This window comes from Planctomycetia bacterium, assembly GCA_021413845.1.
Taxonomy (GTDB): Bacteria; Planctomycetota; Planctomycetia; order Pirellulales; family PNKZ01; genus PNKZ01.
This window is the reverse complement of the sequence record JAIOPP010000160.1, coordinates 26,927-53,345: the sequence shown is the minus strand read 5'-3', so window position 1 is coordinate 53,345 and position 26,419 is coordinate 26,927. Positions and strand designations below refer to the sequence as shown.

19 protein-coding genes and 2 tRNA genes are annotated in these 26,419 nt (G+C 61.5%); 9 read left to right on the top strand and 12 right to left on the bottom strand.

Features of this window, described 5'->3' with window-relative positions; genetic code table 11:
• Positions 1-1,554 (top strand): NAD(+) synthase (gene nadE / locus K8U03_26280; protein ID MCE9608406.1); only part of this gene is annotated, 1,554 nt, incomplete at its 5' end.
• A gap of 71 nt (positions 1,555-1,625) precedes the next feature.
• On the opposite strand, the gene K8U03_26275 is transcribed toward nadE, so the two are convergent.
• Entirely contained in the window at positions 1,626-2,216 is a 591-nt protein-coding gene (locus K8U03_26275; GenBank protein MCE9608405.1) for a TIGR00730 family Rossman fold protein, read from the bottom strand.
• An 80-nt stretch (positions 2,217-2,296) separates the two neighbouring features.
• On the opposite strand from K8U03_26275, the gene K8U03_26270 reads away from it, so the two are divergent.
• Complete coding sequence (locus K8U03_26270; GenBank protein MCE9608404.1) at positions 2,297-3,409, top strand: hypothetical protein; 1,113 nt, start codon at positions 2,297-2,299, stop codon at positions 3,407-3,409.
• Positions 3,410-3,539: 130 nt separating this feature from the next.
• Positions 3,540-4,844 carry a hypothetical protein gene (locus K8U03_26265; GenBank protein MCE9608403.1) on the top strand — a complete coding sequence of 435 codons (1,305 nt, stop codon included), beginning with the start codon at positions 3,540-3,542 and terminating at the stop codon, positions 4,842-4,844.
• 12 nt (positions 4,845-4,856) lie between these two features.
• Here the strand turns inward: K8U03_26265 and K8U03_26260 are convergent, their stop codons facing one another.
• From K8U03_26260 to K8U03_26250, 3 genes are all read right to left on the bottom strand, one after another.
• Complete coding sequence (locus tag K8U03_26260) at positions 4,857-5,219, bottom strand: hypothetical protein (protein ID MCE9608402.1); 363 nt, start codon at positions 5,217-5,219, stop codon at positions 4,857-4,859.
• Between the two features lie 156 nt (positions 5,220-5,375).
• Positions 5,376-5,723, bottom strand: a complete 348-nt coding sequence (locus tag K8U03_26255) for a P-II family nitrogen regulator (protein ID MCE9608401.1) — start codon at positions 5,721-5,723, stop codon at positions 5,376-5,378.
• A 149-nt stretch (positions 5,724-5,872) separates the two neighbouring features.
• Entirely contained in the window at positions 5,873-8,875 is a 3,003-nt protein-coding gene (locus K8U03_26250; GenBank protein MCE9608400.1) for a zinc-dependent metalloprotease, read from the bottom strand.
• On the opposite strand from K8U03_26250, the gene K8U03_26245 reads away from it, so the two are divergent.
• Together K8U03_26245 and K8U03_26240 are read left to right on the top strand one after the other, a co-directional pair.
• Entirely contained in the window at positions 8,874-9,905 is a 1,032-nt protein-coding gene (locus K8U03_26245; protein MCE9608399.1) for a phosphotransferase, read from the top strand. The genes K8U03_26250 and K8U03_26245 overlap by 2 nt on opposite strands.
• 96 nt (positions 9,906-10,001) lie before the next feature.
• A complete protein-coding gene (locus K8U03_26240; protein MCE9608398.1) occupies positions 10,002-12,695 on the top strand; it encodes a thioredoxin family protein in 2,694 nt (897 codons plus the stop codon).
• Positions 12,696-12,977: 282 nt separating this feature from the next.
• Here the strand turns inward: K8U03_26240 and purM are convergent, their stop codons facing one another.
• Complete coding sequence (gene purM, locus K8U03_26235; GenBank protein ID MCE9608397.1) at positions 12,978-13,949, bottom strand: phosphoribosylformylglycinamidine cyclo-ligase; 972 nt, start codon at positions 13,947-13,949, stop codon at positions 12,978-12,980.
• 201 nt (positions 13,950-14,150) lie between these two features.
• Between purM and K8U03_26230 the strand changes: the two genes are divergently transcribed.
• Genes K8U03_26230 through K8U03_26220 form a run of 3 tightly spaced genes read left to right on the top strand, consistent with a single transcriptional unit; the run spans position 14,151 to position 15,512 of the window.
• Positions 14,151-14,948, top strand: a complete 798-nt coding sequence (locus tag K8U03_26230; protein ID MCE9608396.1) for a cytochrome c — start codon at positions 14,151-14,153, stop codon at positions 14,946-14,948.
• A 55-nt stretch (positions 14,949-15,003) separates the two neighbouring features.
• Positions 15,004-15,174, top strand: coding sequence for a hypothetical protein (locus K8U03_26225; GenBank protein MCE9608395.1), 171 nt, complete (start codon positions 15,004-15,006; stop codon positions 15,172-15,174).
• Positions 15,175-15,224: 50 nt separating this feature from the next.
• Complete coding sequence (locus K8U03_26220; protein ID MCE9608394.1) at positions 15,225-15,512, top strand: hypothetical protein; 288 nt, start codon at positions 15,225-15,227, stop codon at positions 15,510-15,512.
• Positions 15,513-15,653: 141 nt separating this feature from the next.
• Here the strand turns inward: K8U03_26220 and K8U03_26215 are convergent, their stop codons facing one another.
• The 3 genes from K8U03_26215 to K8U03_26205 all read right to left on the bottom strand — a co-directional run bounded on the left by K8U03_26215 (position 15,654) and on the right by K8U03_26205 (position 22,335).
• Positions 15,654-16,703, bottom strand: a complete 1,050-nt coding sequence (locus tag K8U03_26215; GenBank protein ID MCE9608393.1) for a VCBS repeat-containing protein — start codon at positions 16,701-16,703, stop codon at positions 15,654-15,656.
• 476 nt (positions 16,704-17,179) lie between these two features.
• Positions 17,180-21,199 carry a hypothetical protein gene (locus tag K8U03_26210; GenBank protein ID MCE9608392.1) on the bottom strand — a complete coding sequence of 1,340 codons (4,020 nt, stop codon included), beginning with the start codon at positions 21,197-21,199 and terminating at the stop codon, positions 17,180-17,182.
• Between the two features lie 59 nt (positions 21,200-21,258).
• The gene (locus tag K8U03_26205) at positions 21,259-22,335 is read right to left on the bottom strand and encodes a WD40 repeat domain-containing protein (protein ID MCE9608391.1); all 1,077 of its coding nucleotides are present in this window, start codon (positions 22,333-22,335) and stop codon (positions 21,259-21,261) included.
• A gap of 370 nt (positions 22,336-22,705) precedes the next feature.
• On the opposite strand from K8U03_26205, the gene mscL reads away from it, so the two are divergent.
• Positions 22,706-23,119 carry a large-conductance mechanosensitive channel protein MscL gene (mscL, locus tag K8U03_26200; GenBank protein MCE9608390.1) on the top strand — a complete coding sequence of 138 codons (414 nt, stop codon included), beginning with the start codon at positions 22,706-22,708 and terminating at the stop codon, positions 23,117-23,119.
• A gap of 83 nt (positions 23,120-23,202) precedes the next feature.
• On the opposite strand, the gene K8U03_26195 is transcribed toward mscL, so the two are convergent.
• The 4 genes from K8U03_26195 to K8U03_26180 all read right to left on the bottom strand — a co-directional run bounded on the left by K8U03_26195 (position 23,203) and on the right by K8U03_26180 (position 26,227).
• Positions 23,203-23,274: transfer RNA gene (locus tag K8U03_26195), tRNA-Cys, on the bottom strand.
• A gap of 182 nt (positions 23,275-23,456) precedes the next feature.
• Positions 23,457-24,857 (bottom strand): BBP7 family outer membrane beta-barrel protein, encoded by a 1,401-nt coding sequence (locus K8U03_26190; protein MCE9608389.1) that lies wholly within the window; start codon positions 24,855-24,857, stop codon positions 23,457-23,459.
• A gap of 67 nt (positions 24,858-24,924) precedes the next feature.
• Positions 24,925-24,996: transfer RNA gene (locus tag K8U03_26185), tRNA-Cys, on the bottom strand.
• A 76-nt stretch (positions 24,997-25,072) separates the two neighbouring features.
• Entirely contained in the window at positions 25,073-26,227 is a 1,155-nt protein-coding gene (locus tag K8U03_26180; GenBank protein ID MCE9608388.1) for a BBP7 family outer membrane beta-barrel protein, read from the bottom strand.
• Positions 26,228-26,419: the final 192 nt, after the last annotated feature.

Below are 26,419 nucleotides of genomic sequence, written 5' to 3'. Positions count from 1 at the left end.
GACATCTTTTTCGAATGCGGCTTAGTGCGGATCGGCTTCGAGATCTGCGAAGATGCCTGGGTTGCCGACCGCCCGGGAAGCGACCTCGCGCTGCGCGGCGTCGATGTGATTCTCAACCCGAGCGCAAGCCACTTCTCGTTCGGCAAGTATCAGGTTCGCGAACGCTTCGTGCTCGAAGGCTCTCGGGCCTTCAACGTCAGCTATGTTTACGCGAACTTGCTGGGCAACGAAGCCGGCCGGGCCATTTACGACGGCGACGCGATCATCGCTTCCGGCGGCGAACTGCTCGCGACCGGGCCTCGCTTCACGTTCGACGACGCCCGAATCACGACGGCGCTGATCGACGTCGACGAGACCCGAATGAAGCAATCGCGGACCGGGAGTTTCCGCCCGGATCTGCACGGCCACGACTCGTGCATCGAAGCGCCGTTCTCGTTTCCAACGCTTGCCCCCGTGCCGACGGTTGTGCGCGAGCCGCGTTGGGAGCATGGGGCTTACGTCAAAGAAGAAGAGTTCGCACGTGCAGTGCCGCTGGCGCTATTTGATTACCTTCGCAAAAGCCGATCGCATGGGTTTGTCGTCTCGCTCAGCGGCGGTGCCGATTCGTCGGCCGTCGCTTGCTTGGTGTCGCTGGCCGTCGAGCGGGGCGTGCAAGAACTCGGGCTCCAGCGCTTCCTCGCCAAGCTCGGATACTGCCGCGGCGTGCAAGGCTGCGCGACGTCGGCCGAAGTGCTGAATAAGCTCCTCACGTGCGTGTACCAAGCCACGGAAAATAGCGGCGAAGTGACGCTCAACGCGGCTCGCGATGTGGCCGCGGCCGTGCATGCCGACTTCATGGTGCTCGATATCTCGGCCCTTCATCGCGGCTACGTCGACCTAATCGCGGATGCAATCCGCCGGCCGCTCGATTGGAAGACCGACGATCTGGCGCTGCAAAACATTCAAGCGCGAGTTCGGTCGCCGGGTGTGTGGATGATTGCGAATCTGCGCGGCGCGCTGCTGCTCGCGACGAGCAATCGCTCCGAAGCGGCGGTCGGCTACGCGACGATGGACGGCGACACCAGCGGCGGCCTGAGCCCGATCGCCGGTATCGACAAAACGTATCTGCGGCGTTGGCTGGTGTGGCTGGAGACGATCGGCCCGGCAGGCTTGCATCCGATCGCCGCGCTCAAGGCGGTGAACGTGCAAGCGCCGACCGCCGAACTGCGCCCGCCCGACTCGAAGCAAACCGACGAAGCGGACCTCATGCCGTATGAGTTGCTGAACCACATCGAACGCCATGCGATTCGCGACAAGTTGATTCCGATCGAGATTCTGCAAAAGCTGCGGGTCGAGTTTCCCGAGTACACACTTGAGCAGCACGTCGAATGGATCGACCGCTTCTTCAAGCTCTGGTGCCGCAACCAATGGAAGCGCGAACGGATTGCACCAAGCTTCCACGTCGACGACTTGAACCTCGATCCGCGCTCTTGGTGCCGGTTTCCGATTCTCTCCGGCGGGTATGAACGAGAGATGCGGGAGTTTCGGGAGTATGCGAAGGGGATGGGGAAGTAGTGGTCGGTGGTCGGTGGTCGGTGGTCAGCTCGGAGATCCAGAACGTCTCCGCACTTTTGCATTTTGCCTTTTTACTTTTCACTTTCCCACCGCAGCCATTTCCTGACGTCAGGCGGTTGGTAGTTTTCGAAGTGTTCGATCAACTCGCTGCCGTCGGTTGCCGTGGTGAGCATCGCTAGGTGTTCTTGGTGCATGAAGCCGTCGGCGGCCGTCGCGTTGAGAAACTCCAGCAGCTTGTCGAAAAAGCCGGCGATGTTGAGTAGCCCACAGGGCTTCTCGTGCAGGCCGAGTTGTCCCCAGGTCCAGACTTCGAACAACTCTTCCAACGTGCCGATCCCTCCCGGCAAGGCGACGAAGCCGTCGCTCCGCTCGGCCATGAGGGCCTTCCGTTCGTGCATCGATCCGACGACGTGCAGCTCCGTACATCCTTGATGCGCGAGCTCCTTCGTCGCGAGCGCTTCGGGAATGACCCCGACGACCCGACCGCCGCTGCTTAAACAAGCGTCGGCCACGGCCCCCATCAAGCCGACCCGACCGCCGCCGTAGATGAGTTCGATGCCACGTTCGGCAGCGAGCCGGCCGAATGCAGCGGCGGCGATCGCATACTCGGGCGCGTTGCCCGAGCTCGAACCGCAGAACACGCATAAGCTCTTGATTCGCATCTGGTTGCATGCCGGTTAGTTGTGGTTTACAAACCAACCATCATAAAGCCGATGCGGCGCCGTTTTCAGGGGTCTTTCGCATGACGAAAACTTTCTTCGCTTCCACGCTACTCGCTGCCGCTTGGTTATTCGATCCGTCGGGCATCGCCATACACCTGACGGAAGCGGCCCTGATCGACACCGTCGTCGGCAGCGGCCGGGGGACCAATAACGGGCCGACCGGCAAAGCGCTCGAAACGAACGTCAACCAACCGTTCGGTGTCGCGTTCGGGCCCGATGGGGCGCTGTATATCTGCGAGCGCGGTATGCATCGGATTCGTCGCTGGGACGCAAAGACCGGCGAGGTGTCGACCTACGCCGGGAGCGGCAAGCTGGGCTTCGCCGGCGACGGCGGGCCAGCCATAGAAGCGTTGATCGCCGAGCCGCACGAATTGCGCTTCGATCGCGCCGGCAATCTCTATTGGACCGACATGGCGAACCATGTGATTCGCCGCGTCGATGCCAAGACGAAAACGATCTCGACCTTCGCGGGCATCGGCGGCAAAGCCGGTTTCTCCGGCGACGGCGGCCCGGCGACCGAAGCCCTGCTCAAAACTCCGCACAGCCTCGCGTTCGACGCGATGGAGAACTTGTACATCGCCGATATCGGCAACCACCGGATTCGCCGAGTCGACGCGAAGGCCGGCGTCATCACGACCGTCGCCGGGAATGGCGAGAAGGCGATTCCACTAGAAGGGGCCACGGCCGTCGGCTCGCCGATCTTCGGCCCTCGCGCGCTCGACATCGACGGCGAAACGATGTGGATCGCGCTGCGTGAAGGGAGCAGCGTGTGGCGGCTCGATCTCGCGAAAGGGACGTTGCATCACGTCTCGGGCACCGGCAAGCGCGGCTTTGCCGTCGTCGAAGGGCCGGCGAAAGATGCGCAATACGATAGCCCGAAGGGAATCGCCGTCGGGCCGGATAAGTTGGTGTACGTCGTCGACAGCAGCAACCACTTGATTCGCCGAATCGATCCGGCGAAGGGTACGGTCTCGATCGTGGCCGGAGTGCCGAAAACGGCGAAGTTCTCCGGCGACGGCGGGCCCGCAACCGAAGCCCATCTCGCAAACCCGCACGCGATCGGCTTCGCGCCCGACGGCACGATCTTCATCGGCGACAGCGATAACCATCGAGTTCGGCGGGTGAAGCCTTAGGCTTCGATGGCTCGCGAAACCGCAAGCGCTACGGTTGGTTCCGGTTGCGGGCCTGTGCTTCCTGCCTATAATGCCGGCATTCACTAGCCTGCTGCGGAGCCCTTATTCGGCTCCTGGGAGATACGACAGCATGACGGACGACTTGGCGAAGCTCGCAGGAATCGCGTGGGGACATTTCGTCCGCTGGTTCGTGAAGGGGCGAGTGTTTCGCTTGGCGATTCAGGCCCGCACGCTGACGCTGGCCTCGGCCGGAGTGCTGTTGACGATCTTCGGCTGGTGGCTGATTGCGCAAGTTTTCTCGCACACGTCGGATGCCGAGTTGCAACGACGATTGCCGCACTACACGAGCTGCCCTTGGACTGCGGATGGGTTCCGTTCGTCATTCGGCTTATTTCAATTTGGTGACATCGACTCGCCGGACATGGGTGCGAAGCCGCGCGATGCGACGACCGATCCTTGGGAACGGCTCAGCGCACCGGTTTTTCAACTTTTCGCGCTCTCGCAGAGCTTCGTGGGAGCGTTGTTTCTGACATCGTGCGTCGTTTGGTCGGCGGCCGTCTGGGGGCTGTTCGGCGGTGCGATCACGCGCAGCGCGCTCCTTCAACTGACGCGCGAAGAACCGGCCTCGCTCGGCTCCGTGCTCCGGCACGCGGGTAAGCGCTGGCCTTCTTACTTCGCCGCGCCGCTCTTGCCGCTCGGCGGGGTGTGCTTGGTGACGCTGGTGCTGTTGCTGCTGGGGTTGTTGATGCGCGCCTCGCTGCTCTTCGCCGGGCTCGCTTGGCCGCTGGCGTTGATCGGCGGCATCGTGATGGCCGTGCTGATGACGGGGCTGAGCGTCGGGTGGCCGCTGATGCATGCCACGATCAGCGCCGAAGGGAGCGACAGCTTCGATGCCTTGAGCCGTTCGTATTCCTACGTCTACCAGCGACCGCTCCACTACCTCTTCTACGTCGTTGCGGCGACGATCTTAGGATCGCTCGGGTTGATCTTGGTCAACTTTTTCGCCGCCGCCGTCGAAACGCTTACCGCTTGGAGCGTGAGTTGGGGGAGCGGAAACGCGCTGATGCACGACGCACTCGCGAAGACGCCGGGCTACAGTCAAGTCGACCGTTGGGGCATGTCGCTCCTAGGCTTCTGGCAAGGGGGCGTGCGGCTGATCGTGATCGGCTATGCCTTCGGCTTCTTCTGGACGGCGATCTCCGCGATCTACCTCCTCTTGCGACACGACGCGGACGGCGCGGAACTCAGCGAGCTCTATCAAGACGAGTCGCCCGAAGCGTTCGGGCTGCCGCCGCTGGAGAAAGACGCTGCCGGAGTGCCGGTCGTCCCGAAGAGCGTCGAACCGGCCGCAACGAGCCCGAGCTCGAATTCGCCGACCTCGAATACGCCAACGCCGGCGAGCGACTCCTCTTCGGCCCCCCCCCCGTCAAGCTAGAGCGATCGCAAACTACTCGGCCACGGCGACGAACTGCGAGATGATCTGCGGCAGCTTGGCGTGGAACTCGCCGCGCGTGAAGACGCTGTCGCAGCCGGATGTTTCGGCCTCTTCCAACAACTCTCCTTGCACGTGCGGACCGAAGGCCACGATGCGCGGCCGGGTCTTGAGCGACGTGCGGAGCTTGGGAACCAAGATGCTCGGCGTGAGCCCGGGAGTCGTCAGGTCGAGCAAGACGAGCCGTGTCCCTTCGACCAGCTTGTCCTCCAGCGCAGCGGTGCTCATCGCCGAAGTACACGGCACCCCGACCTGAGCCGCGGCGCTCGACACCTTCGACATGCACATGAGATCGGCGGAGAGAAGAACGACGGACATACAGGGCATGCTCGGTTTAGGAATGACCAATGACTAATGTCTAATGACTAACAAAGTACGAATGTCGAAGCCCGAAAGAATGTCGCCGAAAGCTAGGTGAGTACCAGGTCTTCGTCATTCCTTAGTTATTAGACATTAGTCATTAGGCCTTCTCTTCTACACCGCTTCCGGCCCCGTCAGCGTGTCGTTGATGCGGATCACTCGTTCGCAGGGCATCACGAAAATCTTGCCGTCGCCGATCGAGCCTTCGGGTCCGGTGCGGGCGACTGCTTGCAGCGTCTCCAACGTGCGGTCTAGGAAGTCGTCGTTGACGAGTACCTCGACGGCGACCTTTCGCAACAGGTTCGATTTATATTCATTGCCCCGATAGAGTTCGGTCTGTCCGCGCTGCCGTCCGTAGCCTTGCGCATCGCAGACGGTCATGCGCGTGACCTCGATTTTGACGAGCGCTTCGCGAACCGCCTTCAATTTAGTCGGCTGGATGATTGCGACGATCAGCTTCACGAGTCGCCTAAAAACGGTTTCGGGGATCGGAGGACGAACGCTCCTTAGAATACTCGGCCCGGAAAAATGCAACAAGCCGCGCGAACCGGAGTTCGCGCGGCTTAAGCAATAGATTCTGACGACAGAGACGCGACTTTCAGCGTCGGAGCTTAAGGTCGGGCCGTGGTGAGTTGCGCACCGAGAATCTTCTTGATGCGCTGCTGCGACTCCGTTAGGTGGGCCTTCGAGTAAGCATCGAGCTTTACAGGGCCGGCGAGTACCTTGCCGATCTTGCCGTCGAGCTCTTGTAGTTCGGCATAAGCCAAAGTTTGCACATCTTCCGGCACATTGCTCGAACTCGAACTGGCGATGCCGAGCATCGCGGCAATGCCCGACGACGAGCCCTGAGGGCCGAGCGCCAAGCCGCCGAGACGCTTGAGATAGGCACGTTGCAAGTTGCGACGCAAGCTGCTCACGGCGGGCTTCCGGTTCGTGTAGTCGCCGGCCTTGAGATCGTCGAGTTCCGAGTAGATCGACGTCGTGAGCACGTCGAGCAATTCAGGAACGGTTAACGCGTCTTGATCGGACGGGATCTTCAGTTCCGCATCGTGCAGGCGCTTGAGCGTCAGCGACGAGAGCAACTGATCGAGCACCCGTTGCTGCCACATGAGGATGACGTCGTGAACGGCGTAGTCGGTCCGTTCGGGCGAGCGGACGCCCCAGTGGTTCCAGCGAGTCGAAGCCAAATAGTTGTACTGATCCGGTGGGAACGCGAACGGCTTATCGCTGAGCATCCGTTCCGAAAGCAGCTTCAAGGCCGCACGTTGCTTCTCGGCGGGAACGACGACAAACGGCGGACGAGCGTTCGGGTCTCCCTTGTGATCGCGATTCGTGTAGATGCCGCCGACGTAGCGCGACGCGAAGAACAGCGACGACCCGTAGTTGCCGAGCAACACGCCGAACGCTTGGCGGGCCCGTTGGTAGCCGTCGCCGGTCTTGGTAACGCGATCGACGAGGCCCGGCCAGAGGCTTTCGATCAGGTCGGAGCGAGCCTTCGCGTAATCGAGCGGCTCCTTGCCGAAGTCGAAGCGGTTGACGAGCGGATCGGAGTCGATGCCGCGGGTATCTTCATCCGTGGCGAACGCCAGCGCCGGTTCGGCCGAACGCGAAGCAATCTTCTTCAACTCTTCGCCTTCGCCGCTGGCAAAAGGCTTGTAGCCGTACTCGATGGCCCACATGTCGTAAGGGCCGATCGTGGTCGAATAGTAGTCGCCTTGCTTGGTGCCCTTGCGGGCGATGTTCGTCGGGTTGTAATCCATCACGGAAGCCGTGAGGCCGACTTCCTTGGTCTTCTCGACATCGTTAAGCTCTTCGACTTTGAATAACGTGCTCGCTTTGAAATTGTGACGCAAGCCGAGCGTATGCCCGACTTCGTGCATCGCCACTTCTTTCAAGCCTTGCATGATCATCTTATCGAGTTCCTTAGCGGCCTTCTCGGCGTCGGCTTTCGGATCTTTTGCGGCCTTCGGATCGGCATCGCCGGCCGCGGCCAGCACGGCCGCACCGAACGCGAGTTCGCGCGTCATGCCGGTGTGGAGTTCGCAGCGGCAGTTCAAGCTATGACGATGCGACGACGGCAAGCCGGCGAGCATGGCCCGGTAGCTGTCGATTTCGATCGGGCCGTTGGTCAACGCGGCGACGCTCGCCGGCGTGAACGTCTCAAGCTCGGTCTTCCAGAAACGGATGAAGTCGGCATCGAAGATGATGTCGGCATCGAGAATCTGGCCCGTCAGCGGGTTCACTCGGCTTGGGCCCATGGCGAAGCCGGCGCCAGCCGTGATCCAGCGGAACGTGTTGTAGTTGATATCTTCCGGATCCCAATCGGCGTTGTCGGGCTGCTGACGCACTTCGACCGCGTTGACGATGCCGGCCTTCTCGAACGCTTTATTCCATTCGAGGATGCCGTCGGCGATCGGCTTGCGATATTGAAACGGCACGGTCTTTTCGATCCAGAAGACGACCGGCTTCTTCGGCGGCGAAAGCTCGGCCGCAGGGTCGGCCTTTTGCAAATCCCAGCGGTTGATATAGCGAACGAAGTTGTCGTCGACCCCCTTCTTCGAGTAGTCCTTTAAGACCGTGAGGAAGTAGCCGATCCGATCGTCGGCCATGCGGGGCTGGTAGCCGGTTTCCGGCAGGGCGCTGATCGAGTAGTGGACGTTGATCGTGGCGCTGCGCGAGTCGGCGACGCCGTCGAGTTGCACGTTCGGTGCGAGGTTGTAAGCCGCGGCGACTTCGAGCTCGATGTTGTCTTTGAAACCTTTGACCGCGGCCCAAGTCGATTTCGATGGCGAGAACGAGAAGCCGGGCTGCTCGGCGCCGATTTGCGGCAGATCGCTGATGAAGATCTGCGTGAAGTCGACGATCGCGCCGCCGTGCGGGCCCATCGTGATGATCGGCAAGCTATAGAGCACGCTGTCGGTATACGCGAAGCGCACTGCCTTCTCCTCAGGGCTCCCCTTCGCGGCGCGGAAGCGGATGTTGCGGCGCACGATATGAATATTGTCGTCGACCTTACGGAACTGCCAGAGCCAATCGTCGCCGAAGCCGACCGGCATGCCGCCCAAGAGCGAGCCTTCGCCGATGCCCCGGGCGATCGCGATGAGCACGATGAAGTCGCGGCCGAAGTGGCTCGGTTCGATTTCGGCCAAGAGCCGGCTATCTTTGCGATAGAGATGAAACAAACCTTCGACGGGGGTGAAGTCTTTCGCGACGTCGGCAAACGGCGGATATTTCGACGCCGGTTTGGCTGCTGCGGCGGCTGCTCCGGCCGGCTTCGCGGCGGCTTCCGGCTCCGCGGCGACTTCGTCGTTTTCTTCCGACTTGGCAACCTTGGTCGCACCTTTCGTTTCGACGCCGGGCTTCGTTTCAGCTGCCTCGAGCGCTGTGCCCACCGGCAGGGTCGAAGGGAGAACTTCCCCCTTTCGGAGATCGTATAATATATCCCATCTTACCGGTGTTGCGAATCGGCAACAGTCGGCTAAGTTTGCGCAACCGCTTCTTTTTGGAGCGGCCGGGGGAATTCTGCCGATTATACCTGGGAACGCACATCGCCCGACCGCCTCGGGCAGCTCCCGCCCCGGCACCTCCCGCCTCGATGCGAAGCACCCGGCCATGGATCTTCTACGTCTGTCGTCGATCTTGGATCGCTACGCCACGGGTTTCCGCCCATCAACCGCCGAGCCAGTCTCGGGTTCCGGGCTCAGCGGAGCCGAGGTTTACCGCATCGTCGCCCCGGCGGGGACGTTTTCCCTGCGTTGTTGGCCGGCCGAGCATCCGAGCGACGACCAGCTGCGAGGCATCCATCGCCTGCTCGAAGCCGCTTTTCGCCGGGGCTGCTCGTTCATTCCGGTGCCGATCGTGGCTCTGGCCGGCGAGTCGTTCGTCGAGGTTGCCGGCCGGCGCTGGCAACTCGAACCCTGGATGCCGGGCCAAGCGGACCTCTCGCCACGGCCGCGCTTGGAACGGCTCGCCGCCGCGATGACCGCGCTCGCTCAGTTCCACCAAGCAACTGCCGAAGACGGCAGCTCTTTCCTTGTGCAGCGAGCCCATTCGCCCGGCATCGCCGAACGGCTCCGCATTTTAAAAGGTTGCCTGAGCGGCGACGTGCAAAAAGTTCGCGACGCGCTCGGTTCGGCGGTTCGGCCCGAATGGCAGACGCGCGCCGAGCGCTACTTCACGCTCTTCGCTGCGGCGGTCGGAGCGGTTTACGATCGCTTAAAGCTCGTGGCCGCGAACGAATACCGCCTCCAGCCGGTGATTCGCGACGTGCATCGAGAGCACCTTCTCTTCGACGGAGATCGCGTCACCGGCATCGTCGATTTCGGCGCCATGTCGGTCGATCATCCGGCCGTCGACTTGGCGCGGCTATTCGGCAGCTTCGAGATCGACGACGTACCGACTCGCAGCGAATTAGTTCAGGTTTACGATCCCCGTTTCACGCGCGAAGAACTCGAATTGATCGACGCCTTCGACCGGAGCGGGGCTTTGCTATCGCCATTTCGTTGGCTCTGGTGGCTTTTCGTCGAGCGCCGAACCTTTCGCGATGAACGAGCGGTGGCACACCGGTTCGACGTGCTCCTACAACGACTTACGCGACTGTCCGCCGAGTCGACCGGCGCCCGAGTCGGCGATTCGCTCTTCTAGCCCGGCTCCGCAAGCTCCGACGTTGACCCGTGTTTTCTTCGCCCGATAGAATGAACCCGACCGCCAACCACTTGCCCGGCAAGGATTTGATCGCCCATGCAACGCCAACACCTGCGACGCTACACCCTGCGACTTCTCGCGCTGCTCGCGCTCGGATGTTTTCTCGGCCCGGGCAATCTGGCCTCGGATGTTCGCGCGCAGGCGCCTGGCTTTCAGCCTTTGAACTTGAGCGGCAATGCCGAACCGACGGGCCCGGTCGTCACGGCCAAAGGGGCGATCATTCCCGCTGCCGACGGCAAGACCGGACGGGTCTCCATCACCGCGCAAATGACCCCCGGTTGGCATATCTATTCCACGACGCAACCGCCGGGCGGACCGGTACGCACGAAGATCAAGCTCCCGCCGTCGGCCGATTATAAGATCGGCGAGTTCGTCGTCGTTCAAGCGCCGCACACGGCACCCGAACCGGCCTTCGACAACTTGGTCGTCGAAACGCACGACGGCGAAGTCACATGGAACGCGCCGATCGAGCTGAGTCCGGGCGTCGATCTGGCGAAGCTCGCGATCGCCGGCTCGGTCCTTGCGCAAGCCTGCTCCAACGTCTGCTTGCCGCCACAAGACTATCCGTTCACGCTGAAGCTCGCCGGAGCGCCGACGTCGGAAGCTCCAGCTTCCTTCGCCCCGCCCACTCCGTCGACGTCGACGATTCCTTCGACGGGCCCGCCGATGCCGACCTCGTTCGCGCCACCGAGCCCGAACACCGGTCTTCCGGCCGGAATCTCCGCGTTCACGCAACCGGCCGCGCCGACTTCGCCGGCGACTTCCGCTTCGACCGAAACCTACAAGCCGGACCTTAGTCACATCACCCTCAGCGGCGAACTCTCGCCGACGACCAAGGGGCTAGAGGGCAAAGCGGCGATCAGTTTCCGAGCCGAGTCGGCACCCGAGTGGCATGTCTATATCACCGACACGGTCGTTCCCAAGCTCGGCAACCAGCCGACGTTGATCGTGTTCAGCGAAACATCGGGCCTGAAAATCGGCAAGCCCACGGCCGATCAACAACCGATCGCAGCCCACGAAGCGGGCCAACTCGCCTACTTCGAGAAGCCGGTTACGTGGACGAGCGAGATCGAAATTCCCGCCGGCACGAAGCCGGGCGCCTATCGCCTCGCAGGCGCCATCGGCTTCCAGACCTGCAAATCCGACGCGCAATGCGATCGCCCTTCTGCCGTGAAGTTCGAAGCGACACTCACGGTCGGTCCGACGGGCCTCGTCGACGGCTCAAAGGTCCGCTTCACCGAACCGGAAAACTATCGCGGTCTCGCGAAGCTCGTCGAAGCAGCGACGGCAACGGCCCTGCCGACGGCATCCGATACCCCTGCTACAGCAACCACGGCCGATCCGTTGGCGAACATCCAGATTCGCTCGGATGAAGCTCCGTCGTCATTGCCGTATATGCTCATGATCGGTTTCTTCGCCGGGTTGATTCTCAACTTCATGCCCTGCGTGCTGCCGGTGATCGGTCTCAAGGTCCTCTCGTTCGTCGAGCAAAGCGGCCACGATCGCAAGAAGATTCTGATGCTCAACGTCTGGTACGCGCTCGGCATGCTCAGCGTGTTTTGGGTGCTCGCCGCGATTCCGATCGTGCTCCGCGTCGGCTTCAACACATCGTTCGGTTGGGGCCAGCAGTTCAGCTACGACGGCTTCACGATCTCGCTCGTCGCGATCGTCTTCGTGATGGCGCTGAGCTTCCTCGGCGTCTGGGAGATTCCGATCCCAGGCTTTGCCGGAAGCGGCAACGCCCAGAAGCTCGCTTCGAAAGAAGGGGCGGGCGGCGCTTTCTTCAAGGGAATCATCACGACCATCCTCGCCACGCCGTGCAGCGGGCCCGGGCTGGCGGCGGCCGTCGGCTTCGCGCTGCGCGAAAGTGCGCCGGTGACGTTCGCGATCTTCACGGCGATGGGCCTCGGCATGGCTTCTCCTTATTTGGCGATCGGCTTGCAGCCGTCGCTGTTGCGGTTTCTACCGAAGCCGGGCGAATGGATGGACACCTTCAAGCAAGTAATGGGGTTCGTCCTGTTGGCGACGGTCGTCTGGTTGCTCACATCGTTGCCGATCGCGCGGCTCATTCCGACGATCACGTTGATCTTCGGCCTATGGGCCGGCTGCTGGTGGATCGGCCGAACGCCCGTCTATGCCGAGCTGCCGCAAAAGCTGAAAGCGTGGGCCGGTGCGACCGTCTGGAGCCTCGCGATCGGTTGGTTCGCGTTTTCGCAGCTGCAAGGGATCATCGATTACCGCGTCGAGCGTTACGTCGACGCGCAAATCGCGAAGCGGACGCAAGACGTCGCGATCGGCAAGTCCGTAGCGGCGGCGCACACCGCTCCGACCGACGCGATCAACTGGCAGCACCTTTCGATGCCGCAATTGCAAACCGCGTTCGCCAGCAACCAGACCGTTCTCGTCGACTTCACGGCCGACTGGTGCGCGACGTGCAAATTGCTCAAGAGCCTGTACCTCGACAAACCGGAGACGAAGCAACTCTTCGACCAGTTGGGAGTGGTGCCGTTCGAAGCCGACATGACGAGCCCGCCGCAAGAGCTGACCGACCTTTTGCGCAAGTTGAACCCCAGCGGCGGCGTGCCGGTGATCGCGATCTTCCCGGCCGGCGACCCGAGCCGCCCGATCGTCTTCGCCGACGGCTACACGCAAACGCAAATCTTCGAAGCGCTGAGGAAGGCCGGCCCGTCGAAAGCGAACGACGCCCCGCCGAAGCTCGGCATGCGTTAAAGTAGCAGGCACGTTCCACGTGCCGTAGCCACACGCCGCGCATGCGGCGCAAAGCAAGATCGCGCCCCACTCCTGGCGAGCGGCCGGTGTGAACCGGCCGGTCACGTCGCAGCATGAATAAGCCCACATCGCGATCCGGGGATGTGCTTCAACGATCCGTGTGGTTCCGGCACGTGGAACGTGCCTACTACCTTACGCCCAAGCGCAGCCGCCGGGCCCTGCCGTGATTTTGCCGATCTCGAAGCAGTCCACGCCGCACTCCTGCAACTGGTGCCGCACGCTCTACGCATAGTACGGGCTCACGACCACGACCATGCCCAGGCCCATGTTGAAGACCGTGTCCATTTCGTCTTGCTCGATCTCGCCGAGCCTTTGCAGCCACTTAAAGACCGGCGGAATCGGCCAGCAGTAGCGATCGATCTTCGCTTGGCAACCCGCCGGAATGATCCGTTCCAAGTTGCCGTGCAGTCCACCGCCGGTGATGTGAGCGATGCCGTGGACGACGTGTTTCACGCGATAGTTGCCGAGCAATTTGCGAATCGGTTTCACGTAGATCCGCGTCGGCTCAAGTAGCGCATCGGCGACCGTCATGCCGAGTTCCGGCACATGCTCGCCGACTTTGAGCTTCGCGATGTCGAACACCACGCGCCGCACCAGGCTGTAGCCGTTCGAGTGGAAGCCGCTAGACGCAAGGCCGAGGATCACATCGCCGGGCACGATCTGCTTACCATCGATGAGCCGCTTCTTATCGACCACGCCGACGCAGAAGCCGGCCAAGTCGTAATCGCCGCGGGCATAGATATCCGGCATGATCGCCGTCTCGCCGCCGAGCAACGAACAGTCGGCTTCGAGGCAGCCGTCGGTCACCCCTTGCACGATCTGCTCGAGCCGCACCGGGTCGTCATGCGACATCGCGACGTAATCGAGAAAGAACAACGGCTCCGCCCCGCAGCACAAAGCGTCGTTGACGCTCATCGCCACGAGATCGATGCCGACGGTCGCATGCCGATCAGCCTCAACCGCGACTTTGAGCTTCGTCCCCACCCCATCGGTACACGACACCAGCACCGGCTCTTCATAGTTACGGGCGAACAACGGGCTCGCGAAATCGAGCTTGAAGAGCCCTGCGAATCCGCCGTCGAGCGGCATCACACGCGGCGTATGCGTGCGGTGCAACAAGCGGGGAAGGCGAGCCATCGCCTGATCGTAGACTTCGAGATCTACGCCCGCATCTTTATAGGTGGCTTTAGCCATATCCTTAGAGCACCGCTAGCACGTGGGAAACCAGGATTTTAGAAGTCGCCGTGTCGGGTTGTCAAACGCTCGGACAAGTTCGCCGAACGACGCGCCGATTCCGCAAAAACAGGCTCCTTGACAGCGGCGCTCGCCGCCAATCAGACTGAGGTTCGAGCGAAGTCGCCGTGTACAGTCCGTTGCAACTCTCCGAGGCCTGCCGTGTCGCTATCTTTCTTATTCGCCTCCGCTTCGTCGGCCGGCGAAAGCCGCTGGAAGTTCATCGGCCCGACGTCGTGCGCGGCTCTGCTTCTTGCAGGCCTGGGCTTGGCTTTCGCCGATGCTCCCGCTGCGCCGAAGCTGTCGACCATCGTCGCCGTGGCCGATCTCGACGTTGCGTTGAAGAATTACTTGGCGAAGCTCAAGGAGATGATGGTCGACGAAGAGAGCTACGGCAAAGCCAAAGACCAACTCGGCAAGAAGGCGAACGCCGTGACGGCGCTGTTGCAAAACGTCGGGAACCACGACGGCAAATCGTCGTTCCAGGCCGGAGCGGTCGCAGGGATGACCGCGGCCCGCGACCTTGCTCGCAGCAAAGACTACGCAACCGCGAAGAAAGCCTACGACGCGCTCCTGACGGCGACCACGACCGCCGGAACGTCGAGCAGCGAACAGCCGAAGTGGGAAAAATTTGCTTCGCTAGGACGCATGATGCACGAAACTGCGGAGGTGAACAGCCGGGTACGTCGCAACCTCCGCCGTTTCGAGAAGACGAAGGAAGACAGCGCCGAGGCGGCCGCGATCTTAACGGCGTTCGCGCAAGCCACGATCTACGACACGCACGAAGTGAAGAACCCGGCCGACTTGCCGAAGTGGTACGCGATGGCGGTCGAAATGCGCGACGCCACGGTCGACCTCTCGAAGTCGGTCCACGGCGACGACGAGGCCGGCTTCAAGAAGGCGGTCGATCGCCTAGGCAAAAGCTGCGACGCTTGCCACGCAGTTTTCCACAAGGAATAATCGCAAGCGTCGGGCTCGGCAGCAACGTCCGTCTGAGAATCATGGAATCAAGGTTATGGATAAACGCGATAAGAAGCGCAGCGAAGTCTTGAAACAGAAACTGACGAAAGCGCAGCAGCTTCTCGCGGCGGCTAAGAAGCAGATGGACGACCCGGAAGAAGTCCGGAGCTTGGAAAAACAAATCGCCGAAGCAACAGCCGAGCTCGCGAAGTTGAAAGAGGAGTAGTAAGCGATATCGATCGATTAGATCAATTTACCGCCGCCGGCTTTCGATTCGTGCTCACGTTCGCCGTTGCAGCATCCCCTCTCATCTCGCACATGCAATGGGGCGAGGATCCATCGCTTGCCGGGATCGAAGGGCAAAAGGCCTTCGGGCTTCTAGGGCCGCTCTTTTCCGTCGGCGAATCGATCGCGATGATTTATCTTTTCGTCGGCTCGATCTTTCAATATTTCTATCGCTACCGACTTAGCTATTCGGTCGCTTTCGACATAGTCGCCTGCATCGCCGCGATTGGCCTTTGCATTTGGATCGGTGTGACCTTCAGCTACGTCACCGTCGAATAGCGAAACAACGTCGGGTGCGGCTCCCCCCAAAAACAAGTCGGCCGAACGATCCGGGGTCTGGATCATCGGCCGACTCGCCACATCGAGTTGTGTGCCGGGCTCCGCAGCCGCGGCAGGTGTAGTCGCGCAAACGGGAGGAGGTCAGCTCCCGTTCGCGGTGCGATGAACGACGCCGATCTGAGCCCGACCATCGCCATCCCAATCGCCGACTACGGGGGTGTCGTCCGCGTCGCCGAGTTGAAGGATGAGGTCGTCGTTGCCCAAGCGTCGATCACCGGTCGTATCAATGTGCCATGTGCCGCGACGATAGATGCCGAGATCGTCTCGTCCGTCGCGGTTGAAGTCGCCGACGATCGGCAAATCGCCGGGTTGTCCAAGATCGATCATCGCATCGGCCGTCGTCCAGCGGCCGTCGCCGTCGAGGTCGAGTTTCCAGCAGCCGTCTTGAAACGTGCCGATGCTGCTGACTCCCGTGCCGGTCCAATCGCCGACGACGGGAATCGAATTCGCAGCGCCGAACTCGAACACATGCCGCACCGCGGCTCGTTGTTCGCCACCCGACGACGTGCGGAGCAAGGCCGGCTCGATCTCGGTTCGCGGAACGCCGAGGTTCTTCGACACGTTCCGATTTGTATTGAGCGGGTGAGCGAAGCCGGGCTCGGTCGACGCCGCCGCACGGAGCGACACTCCGGAGCGCGTCACGATGCCGAAGTCGTCTTTGCCGTCTTGGTTCCAATCGCCGACGACAGGCACATCGCCCCGATTGCCGAACGAAGCCCAGAGGTCGTCGCGGTCCCAAGTGTTGTTGCCGTTGAGATCGACATACCAACGGCCGTCGACGAACATGCCGAGCTCATCGTAGCCGTCGCCGTTGAAGTCGCCGGCGATCGGCGTGCCGGCCGTCGGGCCGAAGTAAGTCTGAAAGGCATGCGGCGGGCGAACCATTCCCAGCTGCAAGCTCCACGAAGCGCGATCCGATTCCGACAGGGCTTCGAGCTTCGTCGTCGAGGAGATAGGCAGCAGCGTGGCCTCGCTCTTCGTCCCCGCAGCGCCGCGCGGCTTGCCGCCGTCGACGATGCTGAGGTGCCACGCACTCGTGTGACTTCGCGAAAACTCTTCCGCAGCGGCACCCGCTGCGCAGAACATCTCTGCGGCGCAGGCAAGCAGCATGAACGCGGAGTGGTTTCGCATTTCGGTCACGAGGCGCGCAACGGGAGCGCGGAAAAATTGCATAGACTGATTACCAGGATGAACGGCAAAGATGTGACAGTCGTTACAATCAGCAGAACAAAAATAAGCGGCCAAGTGAATGGGCCTATTTTAAGTTCTCCGCCGCCGAACGTGGCCGTTCGGCAAGCGGGCGAATCTGGCGAGACTTTGCGGACGAGATATGAACGGTGAATCCGAAGCCGCGAGAAATGCGGCGGTGCGACCTCGGAACGACTCGGGCTTCGTCATCGTGTTGACGAATTCGGGTCGCATCTAAAAAGTAGGTCGCGATTCCGTGCGCGTCCAATCGGAATGGAGAAATTCCGAGGATTAGATAAGGCTTGACGCGCGAGGCTGCCAAGCAAGGGGGCGCAACGATGAGTTCGCGAACCCGCAAGCGTACGGGTTTACGTCTCGCTTGCGGTTTCGCGGGTGCAGCCGGCCGATAAGCCGGGGAATTATCGCTTCGCGGTGGCCTTGATGTCGCGATACAGGCCTGGGTCGTCGACGCCGTCGCCGTCCCAATCGCCGACGACCGGCGTGTCGTTGGCATCGCCGAACGTGAACGCGCGATCGCGGGCATCGAGCACGCCGTCGTGGTTCGTGTCGATGTGCCAGAGGCCGTCGCGATAGATGCCGACATCGGCGATCGTGTCGCCGTCGAAATCGCCGACCACGGGCTTGTCGCCGGCTTGGCCCATCTGGAAGGCCTTGTCTTCGTCGGTGTACTTACCGTCGCCGGTGAGGTCGAGCTTCCACGCGCCGTTGCGGAAGATGCCGATCATCTCTTGCCCTTCGCCGGTCCAATCGCCGGCGATCGGCTGGTCGCCGCCCCAACCGTAGAGGAACACGTGGTCGATCAGGTCCGAGCGGACGGAACCGGTCGACGTGAGTTGCATGGCGCGCACGCCGAGCGTCGCTTCGCCTGCGAGCGGCGGGAGGTTCTTCACCTTGTCGTGTTTCGCGTTTTCGGACGAAGGCAAGCCCGGATCGGCGGCGATGTGCCGCGGATCGCCCGGCCAAGCGCGACCGAAGATCGCGATGTCGACCTTGCCGTCGCCGTCCCAATCGCCGGTGATCGGCAGATCGTCGCGACGTCCGAGCTTGGCCCACAAATCTTGTTCGTCCCACTCGCCGTTGCCGTTGAGGTCGACGTACCAGCTCCCTTCTTTGAACACGCCGACGTCGGTACTGCCGTCGCCGTTGAAGTCGCCGGTCACCGGCATGGCATGCTCGACGCCGAAGGTCAGCTCGCGAATGCTCGGCTGATCGTCTTCGCCCGTCCGGAGCTTAAACAGACCTTGCTTCACGGTCTCACTCCGCCAATCGGGCCGAGCCGCTTGAATCTCTTCGATTTCGCGCGAGCTGGCGACCGTCTGACTTTGCGTAAGCCGCGACGTGCGCGGCTTGCCGCCGTTGACGACGCTCAAGTGCCACGTGTAACCGACGACTCCCGAGTTGTAGAGGTCGAGCGTCGGCGGTGCGACGTAGTTCACGTTGCCAAGCGGCGGTGCGGCAGGCGGCGGCGGAGCGGCCGGGTTGGCGACGAACGGCGCCGGCGCCGGCGGATCGAGCGTCACGCGGAACGGCGCGTTCGTGATCAGCACTTCGCTGAAGTTGTTCTGCTGCGAGAACTGCCCCCAGCCGAGCGTGATCTTCGCGATCGTGTCGGGCAGCACGACGAAGCCGCCGGTCGAGCCCGGCGTGTCGATCGAATCGATGTAGCCGGCCGGTTGCACTTCGGCGACGTAGTATTCTCCCGCCCGGAGGCCGGTAAACAAGTACGAGCCGTCGGCCTTGGTGGTCGTGTATTCGACAAGGTTGCCGTTGACGTCGAAGATCGGCTGGCCGTCGGCGCGGAACAGGCGGAGCGTTACGCCGGGGAGGCGCACGTCGTCGCCGGTGAGGACGCCGTCGCGAATGCTCGGAAGTCCGGCGATGATTTCCGAGAGGGGCGTCGTCGAATCGGCGACCAGAATCACCGGCCCGTCTTGAAACACGACGCCGCCGAGACTCGCCGGCAAGTTCTCGCAGAAGTTGTACTTGATCCCGTCCGGCCCGGTGAGGAGCGCGATGCCGCCGATGATGTCGTTCGCCGCATAGAAACCGGTGAGCACGCCATTGATCGTGCCGATGTGGTCGCCGGAATCGAAGTAGCCCGTCGGCTGATTCTCGCGGACGGTATAGGTGCCGCGCGTCAGTTGCTCGAACTTGTAGTTGCCGGTCGCGTCGGTGAAGGTCGTTGCGACGACGGTGCCGCTCTCGTTGAGCAGTTCCATCTTCACGCCGGCGATGCCGTTTTCATTATCTTGCTTCACGCAGTCGCCGTTGCGATCATCGAGCACGAAGCCGGCGATGCTGCCGTATTTTTCGCAGTAGTTGTAGTTGATGCCTTGCGAACCGGCGACAAGCACGATGTTGTCGAGGCGATCGTTGATCGTGGTCGTGCCGTTAAGCACTCCGCCGACCGTGCCGACGTGATCGCCGGAGTCGAAGTAGAGCGACGGTTGCGTTTCGCGCACCGAGTAGGTGCCCGGGCGCAAGTTGTCGAACTTGTATTGTCCGTTGACGTCGGTAAAGGTCGTGGCGATGACGTTGCCGTTCACGTCGAGCAAGTCCATCTTCACGCCGGCGATCAAGACTTCGGTCGGCTGGTAGATGCAGTCGCCGTTGGCATCGGCATGCACGCGGCCGCTGATGCTCGCCGGCAGAACTTCGCAGAAGTTGTAGTTGATGCCGTCGGGTCCAGCAAGCAAGGCGATGGCGCTCAACGTATCATTCGCGCTATTCGTCCCGGTGAGCACTCCGTTGACCGTGCCGACGTGGTCGCCGGAATCGAGATAGCCGAGCGGCTGATGCTCGAACACGGTGTAGGTTCCGCGCGTGAGCGTATCGAACTTGTAGTTGCCGTTGGCATCGGTAAACGTCGTGGCGATGACCGTACCGCTGGAGTCGCGGAGATCCATCTGCACGCCGGCGATGCCGTTTTCGGTGACTTGCTTGACGCAGTCGCCGTTGCGGTCGTCGAGAATGAAACCGGAGATGCTGCCATATTTCTCGACGAAGTCGTAGTGGAGCCCTTTCGACGCCGCCACGAGCTGGATGTTGTCGATCCGATCGTTGATCGTCACCGATCCGGAAGTAACTCCGGCGACCGTCCCGACTTTGTCGTAGCTGTCGAAGTAGAGCGTCGGCTGGACTTCGCGTACCGAATACGTGCCGACGAGCAGCTTATCGAACAGGTATTCGCCTGCGGCGTCGGTCGTGGTCGTGGCGATGACGTTGCCGCTGGAATTTAGCAGTTCGATCGTCACGCCGGCGATGAGCTTCTCGCCGGATTGGTAAGTGCCGTCGTTGTCGTTTTCGGCATGCACGCGACCGCTGATCTGGCCGATGCCTTCGCAGAAGTTGTAGTCGATCGCCTGAGCGCCGGCCGTCAGTTGGATGCCGGTGATGATGTCGTTGGTGCCGCCCGTGCCGACCTTCGTGCCGCCGATCGTGCCGGTAAGAGCCGCATGGCTGAAGTACGAAGCGGGTTGAATTTCGCGAACCGAGTACGTTCCGGCATCGAGATCTTCGAACGCGTAATTGCCGTTTACATCGGTGAGCGTGGTCCGCAAAACGTTGCCCGAACTATCGAGCAGCTGAATCGTCACTCCTTGAAGCAACGGCTCGCCGGGATCGACCAAGCAATCGCCGTTGTAGTCGACATGGACGTTCCCCTTGATGCTCGCATAGGGCTCGGGCACCAAGTTGATAAACGCGCCGGCGGTGCGCACCGGTGTCGGCAGGGCCGGCGGCGTGAAGTAGTCGTCGCGCGGCAGCCCGACTTGGTCGGCCGCGGCGTTGGAATAGGCATCGAAGAAGTCGGCCGTGCCGGTGGTGTCTTTATAGTGCGGCGCGGAGAACGAGCCGGTCATGTGCGAATACTGGAACTCATCCCCTTCCGTGATCGCGCTAGCCGAGCCGAAGAAGCCCTGCTCGTCGACGTCGACCTTGATGAGCAAATGTTTCCCGGCGGTGAAGCCCGAGAACGTGAGCACGATCGAAGTGGCGCCGTCCCAGTTGCCGCTGATGCCGCTGATGGTCTTGGCCGAGAGAATCGAGAAGCCGTTGGATACGAGCTGCAAATCCGAGTTGCCGAATTGGCCGACGCCGAAGTTCGTCCCAGCGGTGTCGAAAAACGTCTCGCCCGGATCGAGTAGGCCGTTGTTGTTCTTATCCATATTGATGGTGAGGCTCTTGAGCTCACCACCCGCCGGCCCGCCAGTCCAGCTGATGTCGATCACGTCCGGCGACTGGTCTTCGCCGTCGGTCGTATCTTCATAGTAGACCGCGCCGAGATGGATATCGGCCGCCATCGGCCGGCGATCTTGCAGCTTCTCGATGCGGCAACGACGCTTCATCACGGCCCGCGCGGCCGGGCTCGGTTGCGAGTGTGCTTCATCGCCGCGCAACCAGTTCGACAAAAAACCCACGTCGTAACTCCCTTTGTAACGTTCGGCCCTGCGAGGCCCTTCTTTGTCGTGATCGAAGTCTACTTCGAGAAGGTTTGCGGCGGCGCGAAGGTCGGCCGTTGCGTGATCTTCGCCGGCGACGATTCCGTCAGCGCCGGCTTCCAAATCCGAACCGTCGTATCGAAACCGGCCGAAGCGATCAGGTTGCTCTCGGCGTGATAGTCGAGCCCCGCGACGCTGCCGGTATGGCCCGAGAGCTGCGCGAGTTCCCGTCGCGAACGAAGGTCGAGCACGCGGATCAGGTTGTCGCTGCCACCGGAAGCGAGAAAGTCGGGCCCGAGAAACGTGAGCGAGAACAGTCGACCGGCCGGGGTCGGAAGCGTTGCGGCGCGCGTGCCGTCGGCGTTCCAGAGATAGAACTTCCGATCGTCGCCGACCGACGCCATTTGCGAGCTATCGGGCGAATAAGCGATGCTGCGGACGCGCATCCGATGGGCCGGGATATCGCGCAGCTGCTTAAAGCCGGTCAGATCCCAAACGCGAATCACCCCGTTGCGACCCGCCGCCGCGAGTTGCTGATTATTCGGTGAAAACGCCAGCGCCTTCACATCCGCGGCGGGCACCGTGAGCTGTTGCGTGATCTTTCCGGTCGCGACGTCGAAGATGCGCACCTGATCGTCGAAGCCGGCCGTGGCGAAGATTTTTCCATCGGGACGAAACGCGACGGCATGTAGCACGCCCGTCGCAACGTCATGACGATGAACGACTGCGTTAGTTTCCAAATCCCACAGCAACACGGCATAGTCGTCGCCGACCGAAACGAGCTTCTTGCCTTGAGGATGAAACGCGACGCCGCGCACCCAATCGTTATGCGAGCGGAGCTGCGCGATCGTACTGCCGTCGGCGATGTTCCAGAGTCGAATACGATGGTCGTCGCAGCCGGCGGCCACGATCTGACCGTTGGGGCTGATGACGACGCTCGACGCCACGGCGGCTTCTTCGGTCTCGCGATCGATCTCGATCTCGATCGTCCGGAGAGCGCTGCTCGTAGGAGTCGCTGCCTTGCCGGGAGCGACGTCGGCGCGAACCGGCATCTGCCCGAAGTAAGCGGCGGGCAACGCACAGCCGAGCCATTTCAAAGCGTCTCTGCGAAGCATGCGGATGTTCCCGTGTTCGACTTCGAGCTACTGCACCGACCTATCGCCGGCGCTTGCGCAAGCGCGCACCGCGAGGCGGCCTCGTCGTCTTTATCGGTCGGGAAATGCCCGAGCCCGCATCGAAATTAACGATTATGCCGGAGGATTTTTAAAGTCTCCGCATGAGAACGCGCACGCGAGCCGGAAACGAGGCCCGCGGCTCTTGGGGCCGGATGCCGGCATCTGATACGCTAATTAACATGGCAGACCGCTCGTTCGGCGGGGACGAACCGGTCGTCTGTACTGAGTTGCTCGACGCTACGTGCGCCGCAAGGCGACGATCGAACCCGATTCTCACATCTCTTTACGTTTCATCTCAGGAGCTATCAGCATGACCTTCGCAAAAGAGTTTCGCGACTTCGTAATGCGCGGCAACGTCGTCGACATGGCGGTCGGCGTCGTCATCGGAGCGGCGTTCGGCAAGATCGTCACGTCGCTGGTCGAAGACATCTTCCTACCGGTCGTCGGCACGATCACCGGCAAGATCGACTTTTCGACCTTGGCCGCAAAAGTGTACGATCCCACTACGAACAACGTCCTGGTGACGATTCCCTACGGCAAGTTCATCAATGCCGTAGTTGCGTTCTTGATCGTGGCGTTCTGCTTGTTCATGGTCATCAAGGCGATGAACGCGATGACGCGCAAGAGCGCCGATGCGCCTCCTCCTCCGGCTCCGCCGACGAAAGAGCAAGAACTGCTAGCGGAGATTCGGGATCTGCTGCAGAACCAAGCGCGCAAAGCCTAGCGAAGCGCGGTTACGACGGGAGCTGGGCGGTATCCCGCTCGTGTGGTAGTCGCGCCGCGTCGGCGCGGATGTAAGAAAAAAAGAGGCGCTGGTGGGAGTCGAACCCACGGTGGCGGATTTGCAATCCGCTGCCTTAGCCACTTGGCGACAGCGCCGCTCTTTTTGATAGATGCGAGAATTTGCCGGCAGGAAAATCGCCCGCCGAGCGAAACGGAAAGGATAACGAGGGGGAGTTAAGCGGTCAATTGCTCGCCGTCAGGACGCGACACCCGAAGTTCGGCCCCCGAAAGTCGGGTTCGCGCTGAGCGGCCGCGCCGCTCCCGCGTCAGGCGACGAGCTACCAGCGATACTCGAAGCCGGCGACGATGCCGCGCATGAATTGCTCCCCTTTGGAATTCATGTCGAATCCGGTCTGGTTGCCGGCGGCTGTCTGGACTGGGCTGATCTGGTCTGCGGCCAGAGCGAGGTTCGAGATGTACATGAGCTGATAGCCGAGGCGCATCTTGATGCTGTTCGTCATGCGATACGTCAGCATCAGATTCATTTCGGCTAGATACGCTTCGTTCTGCCCGTCGCGATGCGTTCTGCGAACCACGGTGGTATTGTTGATGTCGGTGATGTTCGTCCCGAAGTTGGCATCGTTTTGATACATGCCCCCTTTGAGATTGAATTGGAAGTCGTACATCGCGCCGACGTAGTCCATGCGGACTCCGACCTGGCCGCCGAACATCCGGTTGTATGTGCCGAGCGCTGCATCGCTCGTACCGGTTGCCGCAGTGCTGCGCACGGCTAGCTGTTCGCGAAACTCGATATACCGGAAACCGTAAATCATTTGGAAGAAACTGCGCGTGTCGATCGCGTTCAGTTCGTAGCTATGGAAGCCGTCGTAGAGGTCGAGCCGCATGTGCGTGGCGGCGGTGTAGTTCGACGTCGCCGGCTGCGCACCGAAAAACACGGCTGTATTGCCGACCGTGCTCACGGCATCGACGTGAGCGCTGATATCGTCTTTGTAAATCACGCTCCCTTCGATAGCCCAATCGCAAAACAATCGCCCTAACGTAATTCTCGGAGTCGCTTTATCCCACCGGAAGTTCGGCTCCGAGGTCGAGAGCGCGATCGAGGTGTTCGTCGCATTGACTGCGACGATGTGAAACGTGGCGTCTTTTCGATCGAGGGCCCAGACGTCGACCGCGCCGTAGATCTGGCTGCAGCAGCTTCTGCCTTCCGGTCCGCAATAGTTGAACCAATCGCCGTTCAGGGAGTTGTTGAGCACTCGCCCGGCACGATTGGAATCGGGCTGCGGCACGTTCGCCGGCCCCATCGCTCGCGGGTCGGCGCCGGCACTACTTCCGTTCGGGCTCGTATTCGAGCCGGGACCGTAAGTCGAAGGCATTTCGACGACGCCGGAGTTCCGGTTCAGTTGCACATTCGCGTCGGCCGCGGAGCTGAATGTGCCCGTACTCGAGCCCGGCGCGAGAAACATATTTTGGGGCGGAACCGACGATTCGAGGATCGGAGAAGCCTGAGGAGCGACGGGCTGCGTAGCGACAGGCAGCGAGAGCGGCGCCGAGTCGGGTGCGGCAAGAGAAGGCAACGGGGCAGCAGCAGCCGGCGCAGGGGAACTCGACGCACCATTCGCTTCTACGGCCGGAGCCGACTCGTCGGCCATCACGACGCCGCGCGCAGCGACACCGGCCGTGAGCACGAGCGAAAATAGCACGAGTACCGATTTCTTCATTGCGCTTTCCGATCGCTGAACTACCGCGACTTTTCTAAGCTTTTCAAACCGCGGGAGTGAAAACGAGAGGCGCTGGTGGGAGTTGAACCCACGGTGGCGGATTTGCAATCCGCTGCCTTAGCCACTTGGCGACAGCGCCCGATCTTCGACCAACGAATTGTTGCGAACATCTCCTTACGTCCCGAGCCCGCAACGCTCGGTCGGTTCACGTTGCGTTACCAGCGAAAATCCAAACCAGCCGACGGGCCGTGGAGGAACAAGTCGCCGTGAGCATTTTGCGATTGCCCGGTGTACGTCGGAGCAAGAGGTGCGTTCGGGTTCGAAGAACTGATTTGATCGGCGGCTAAAGCGATGTCGGTAATGAACATCGCTTGGTAGCCCAATCGAGCCGCGACGGACGGCGCGAGACGCAGCGTGAGGTTGACGTTAAAGTCGCCGATGAAGGCTTCGTTCGTGCCGGTACGATGCTGGTCTCCGGGCACCGGAGTGATGGTATTGTTGACATCACGAATCATCGTCGTGCTCGCAGCATTGTTGTAATACATGCCCGCCTTCGCCGAGGTATCGATCGTCAACAATTCCCAACTGTAGCCGGTCTTCACGCCGAACTGGGTTCCCAGCAAACTATTATAAGTTCCGATGTAACTACTGCTGGTCCCTGGGAAGCTGCCGACGGTGTTCACGGCAACGACGCTCATATTGTCGCGAACTTCCATATAACGAAAGCCGGCGATGAAATTGAAGACTCTCGAGGTCTCCACAAGGTTGAGCTCATAGCTATGGATCCCCGTTGCCATGCTGACCGAGACGGCATCGGAGCCGATGTAATTCGAAAAGGGTATGCCGAGGAAAGTGAACACGGGCCCGAAATTGGAGCTCAGGCCGCCGGGGGTCGCTGCAACCCCGGTATACTTCGCATCGAAGTCATCTTTATAAAAAATGGTGGTTTCCAAGGCGATGTCGTTGTTGAATACATAGCCCGCCGTGACGCGCGGCACCGTTTCGAAGCCGAAATTCGGATCCTTCGTGCTGACGACCGTGCCGAAGGTCGTGTTGTCGAACGCAAGCGTCTGCGCCGTGGCGTCGTTGCGATGCAGGAGCATCGCATCGACTTGCACGTAGCCGCGACCGGTTCGGTGGCGTAGCCTGCTCTGCGGATTGCAATCATCGAAGATCGGGCCGCACTCCATCGGCATCGGGTAACAGTCCGGCCCCATCGGGCCGGCATCGCCCGTCGGCACCTGCGACATCGGTCCTTGAATCATCGGGCCCGGGTCCATCGAGACCGGGCCTTGGGGCGCTTGACCGAAGGTGTCACCGGCCAGGGCCATCAGCAATGCGGGCGCTAGCAGGAAGCGTGCGACTTTCATGGAAACTAGTCCTAGTCAGTTGTACCGACGCGAATGGTGCTTCCGGGGGCTGCGTAATAGCAACCCTTCCCCAGGCCGGAGAGAACCTTCCAACGGATTCATCGGTACGACCGGGCTTTCAACTCAAACGGAAAATACAGAGAGTTCCGCAGATTCGGAAACTACGGCACACGCGTTACCACGCGCAGCGGC

Excerpts from the sequence above, each read along its gene's own strand:
- K8U03_26245 (MCE9608399.1), top strand. The coding sequence starts at position 8,874 with ATGGATCTTCTACGTCTGTCGTCGATCTTGGATCGCTACGCCACGGGT.
- purM (MCE9608397.1), bottom strand. The coding sequence starts at position 13,949 with ATGGCTAAAGCCACCTATAAAGATGCGGGCGTAGATCTCGAAGTCTAC.
- K8U03_26225 (MCE9608395.1), top strand. The coding sequence starts at position 15,004 with ATGGATAAACGCGATAAGAAGCGCAGCGAAGTCTTGAAACAGAAACTG.
- K8U03_26180 (MCE9608388.1), bottom strand. The coding sequence starts at position 26,227 with ATGAAAGTCGCACGCTTCCTGCTAGCGCCCGCATTGCTGATGGCCCTG.
- K8U03_26240 (MCE9608398.1), top strand. The coding sequence starts at position 10,002 with ATGCAACGCCAACACCTGCGACGCTACACCCTGCGACTTCTCGCGCTG.
- K8U03_26270 (MCE9608404.1), top strand. The coding sequence starts at position 2,297 with ATGACGAAAACTTTCTTCGCTTCCACGCTACTCGCTGCCGCTTGGTTA.
- mscL (MCE9608390.1), top strand. The coding sequence starts at position 22,706 with ATGACCTTCGCAAAAGAGTTTCGCGACTTCGTAATGCGCGGCAACGTC.
- K8U03_26215 (MCE9608393.1), bottom strand. The coding sequence starts at position 16,703 with ATGCGAAACCACTCCGCGTTCATGCTGCTTGCCTGCGCCGCAGAGATG.
- K8U03_26190 (MCE9608389.1), bottom strand. The coding sequence starts at position 24,857 with ATGAAGAAATCGGTACTCGTGCTATTTTCGCTCGTGCTCACGGCCGGT.
- K8U03_26275 (MCE9608405.1), bottom strand. The coding sequence starts at position 2,216 with ATGCGAATCAAGAGCTTATGCGTGTTCTGCGGTTCGAGCTCGGGCAAC.
- K8U03_26260 (MCE9608402.1), bottom strand. The coding sequence starts at position 5,219 with ATGTCCGTCGTTCTTCTCTCCGCCGATCTCATGTGCATGTCGAAGGTG.
- K8U03_26250 (MCE9608400.1), bottom strand. The coding sequence starts at position 8,875 with ATGGCCGGGTGCTTCGCATCGAGGCGGGAGGTGCCGGGGCGGGAGCTG.
- K8U03_26205 (MCE9608391.1), bottom strand. The coding sequence starts at position 22,335 with ATGCTTCGCAGAGACGCTTTGAAATGGCTCGGCTGTGCGTTGCCCGCC.
- K8U03_26265 (MCE9608403.1), top strand. The coding sequence starts at position 3,540 with ATGACGGACGACTTGGCGAAGCTCGCAGGAATCGCGTGGGGACATTTC.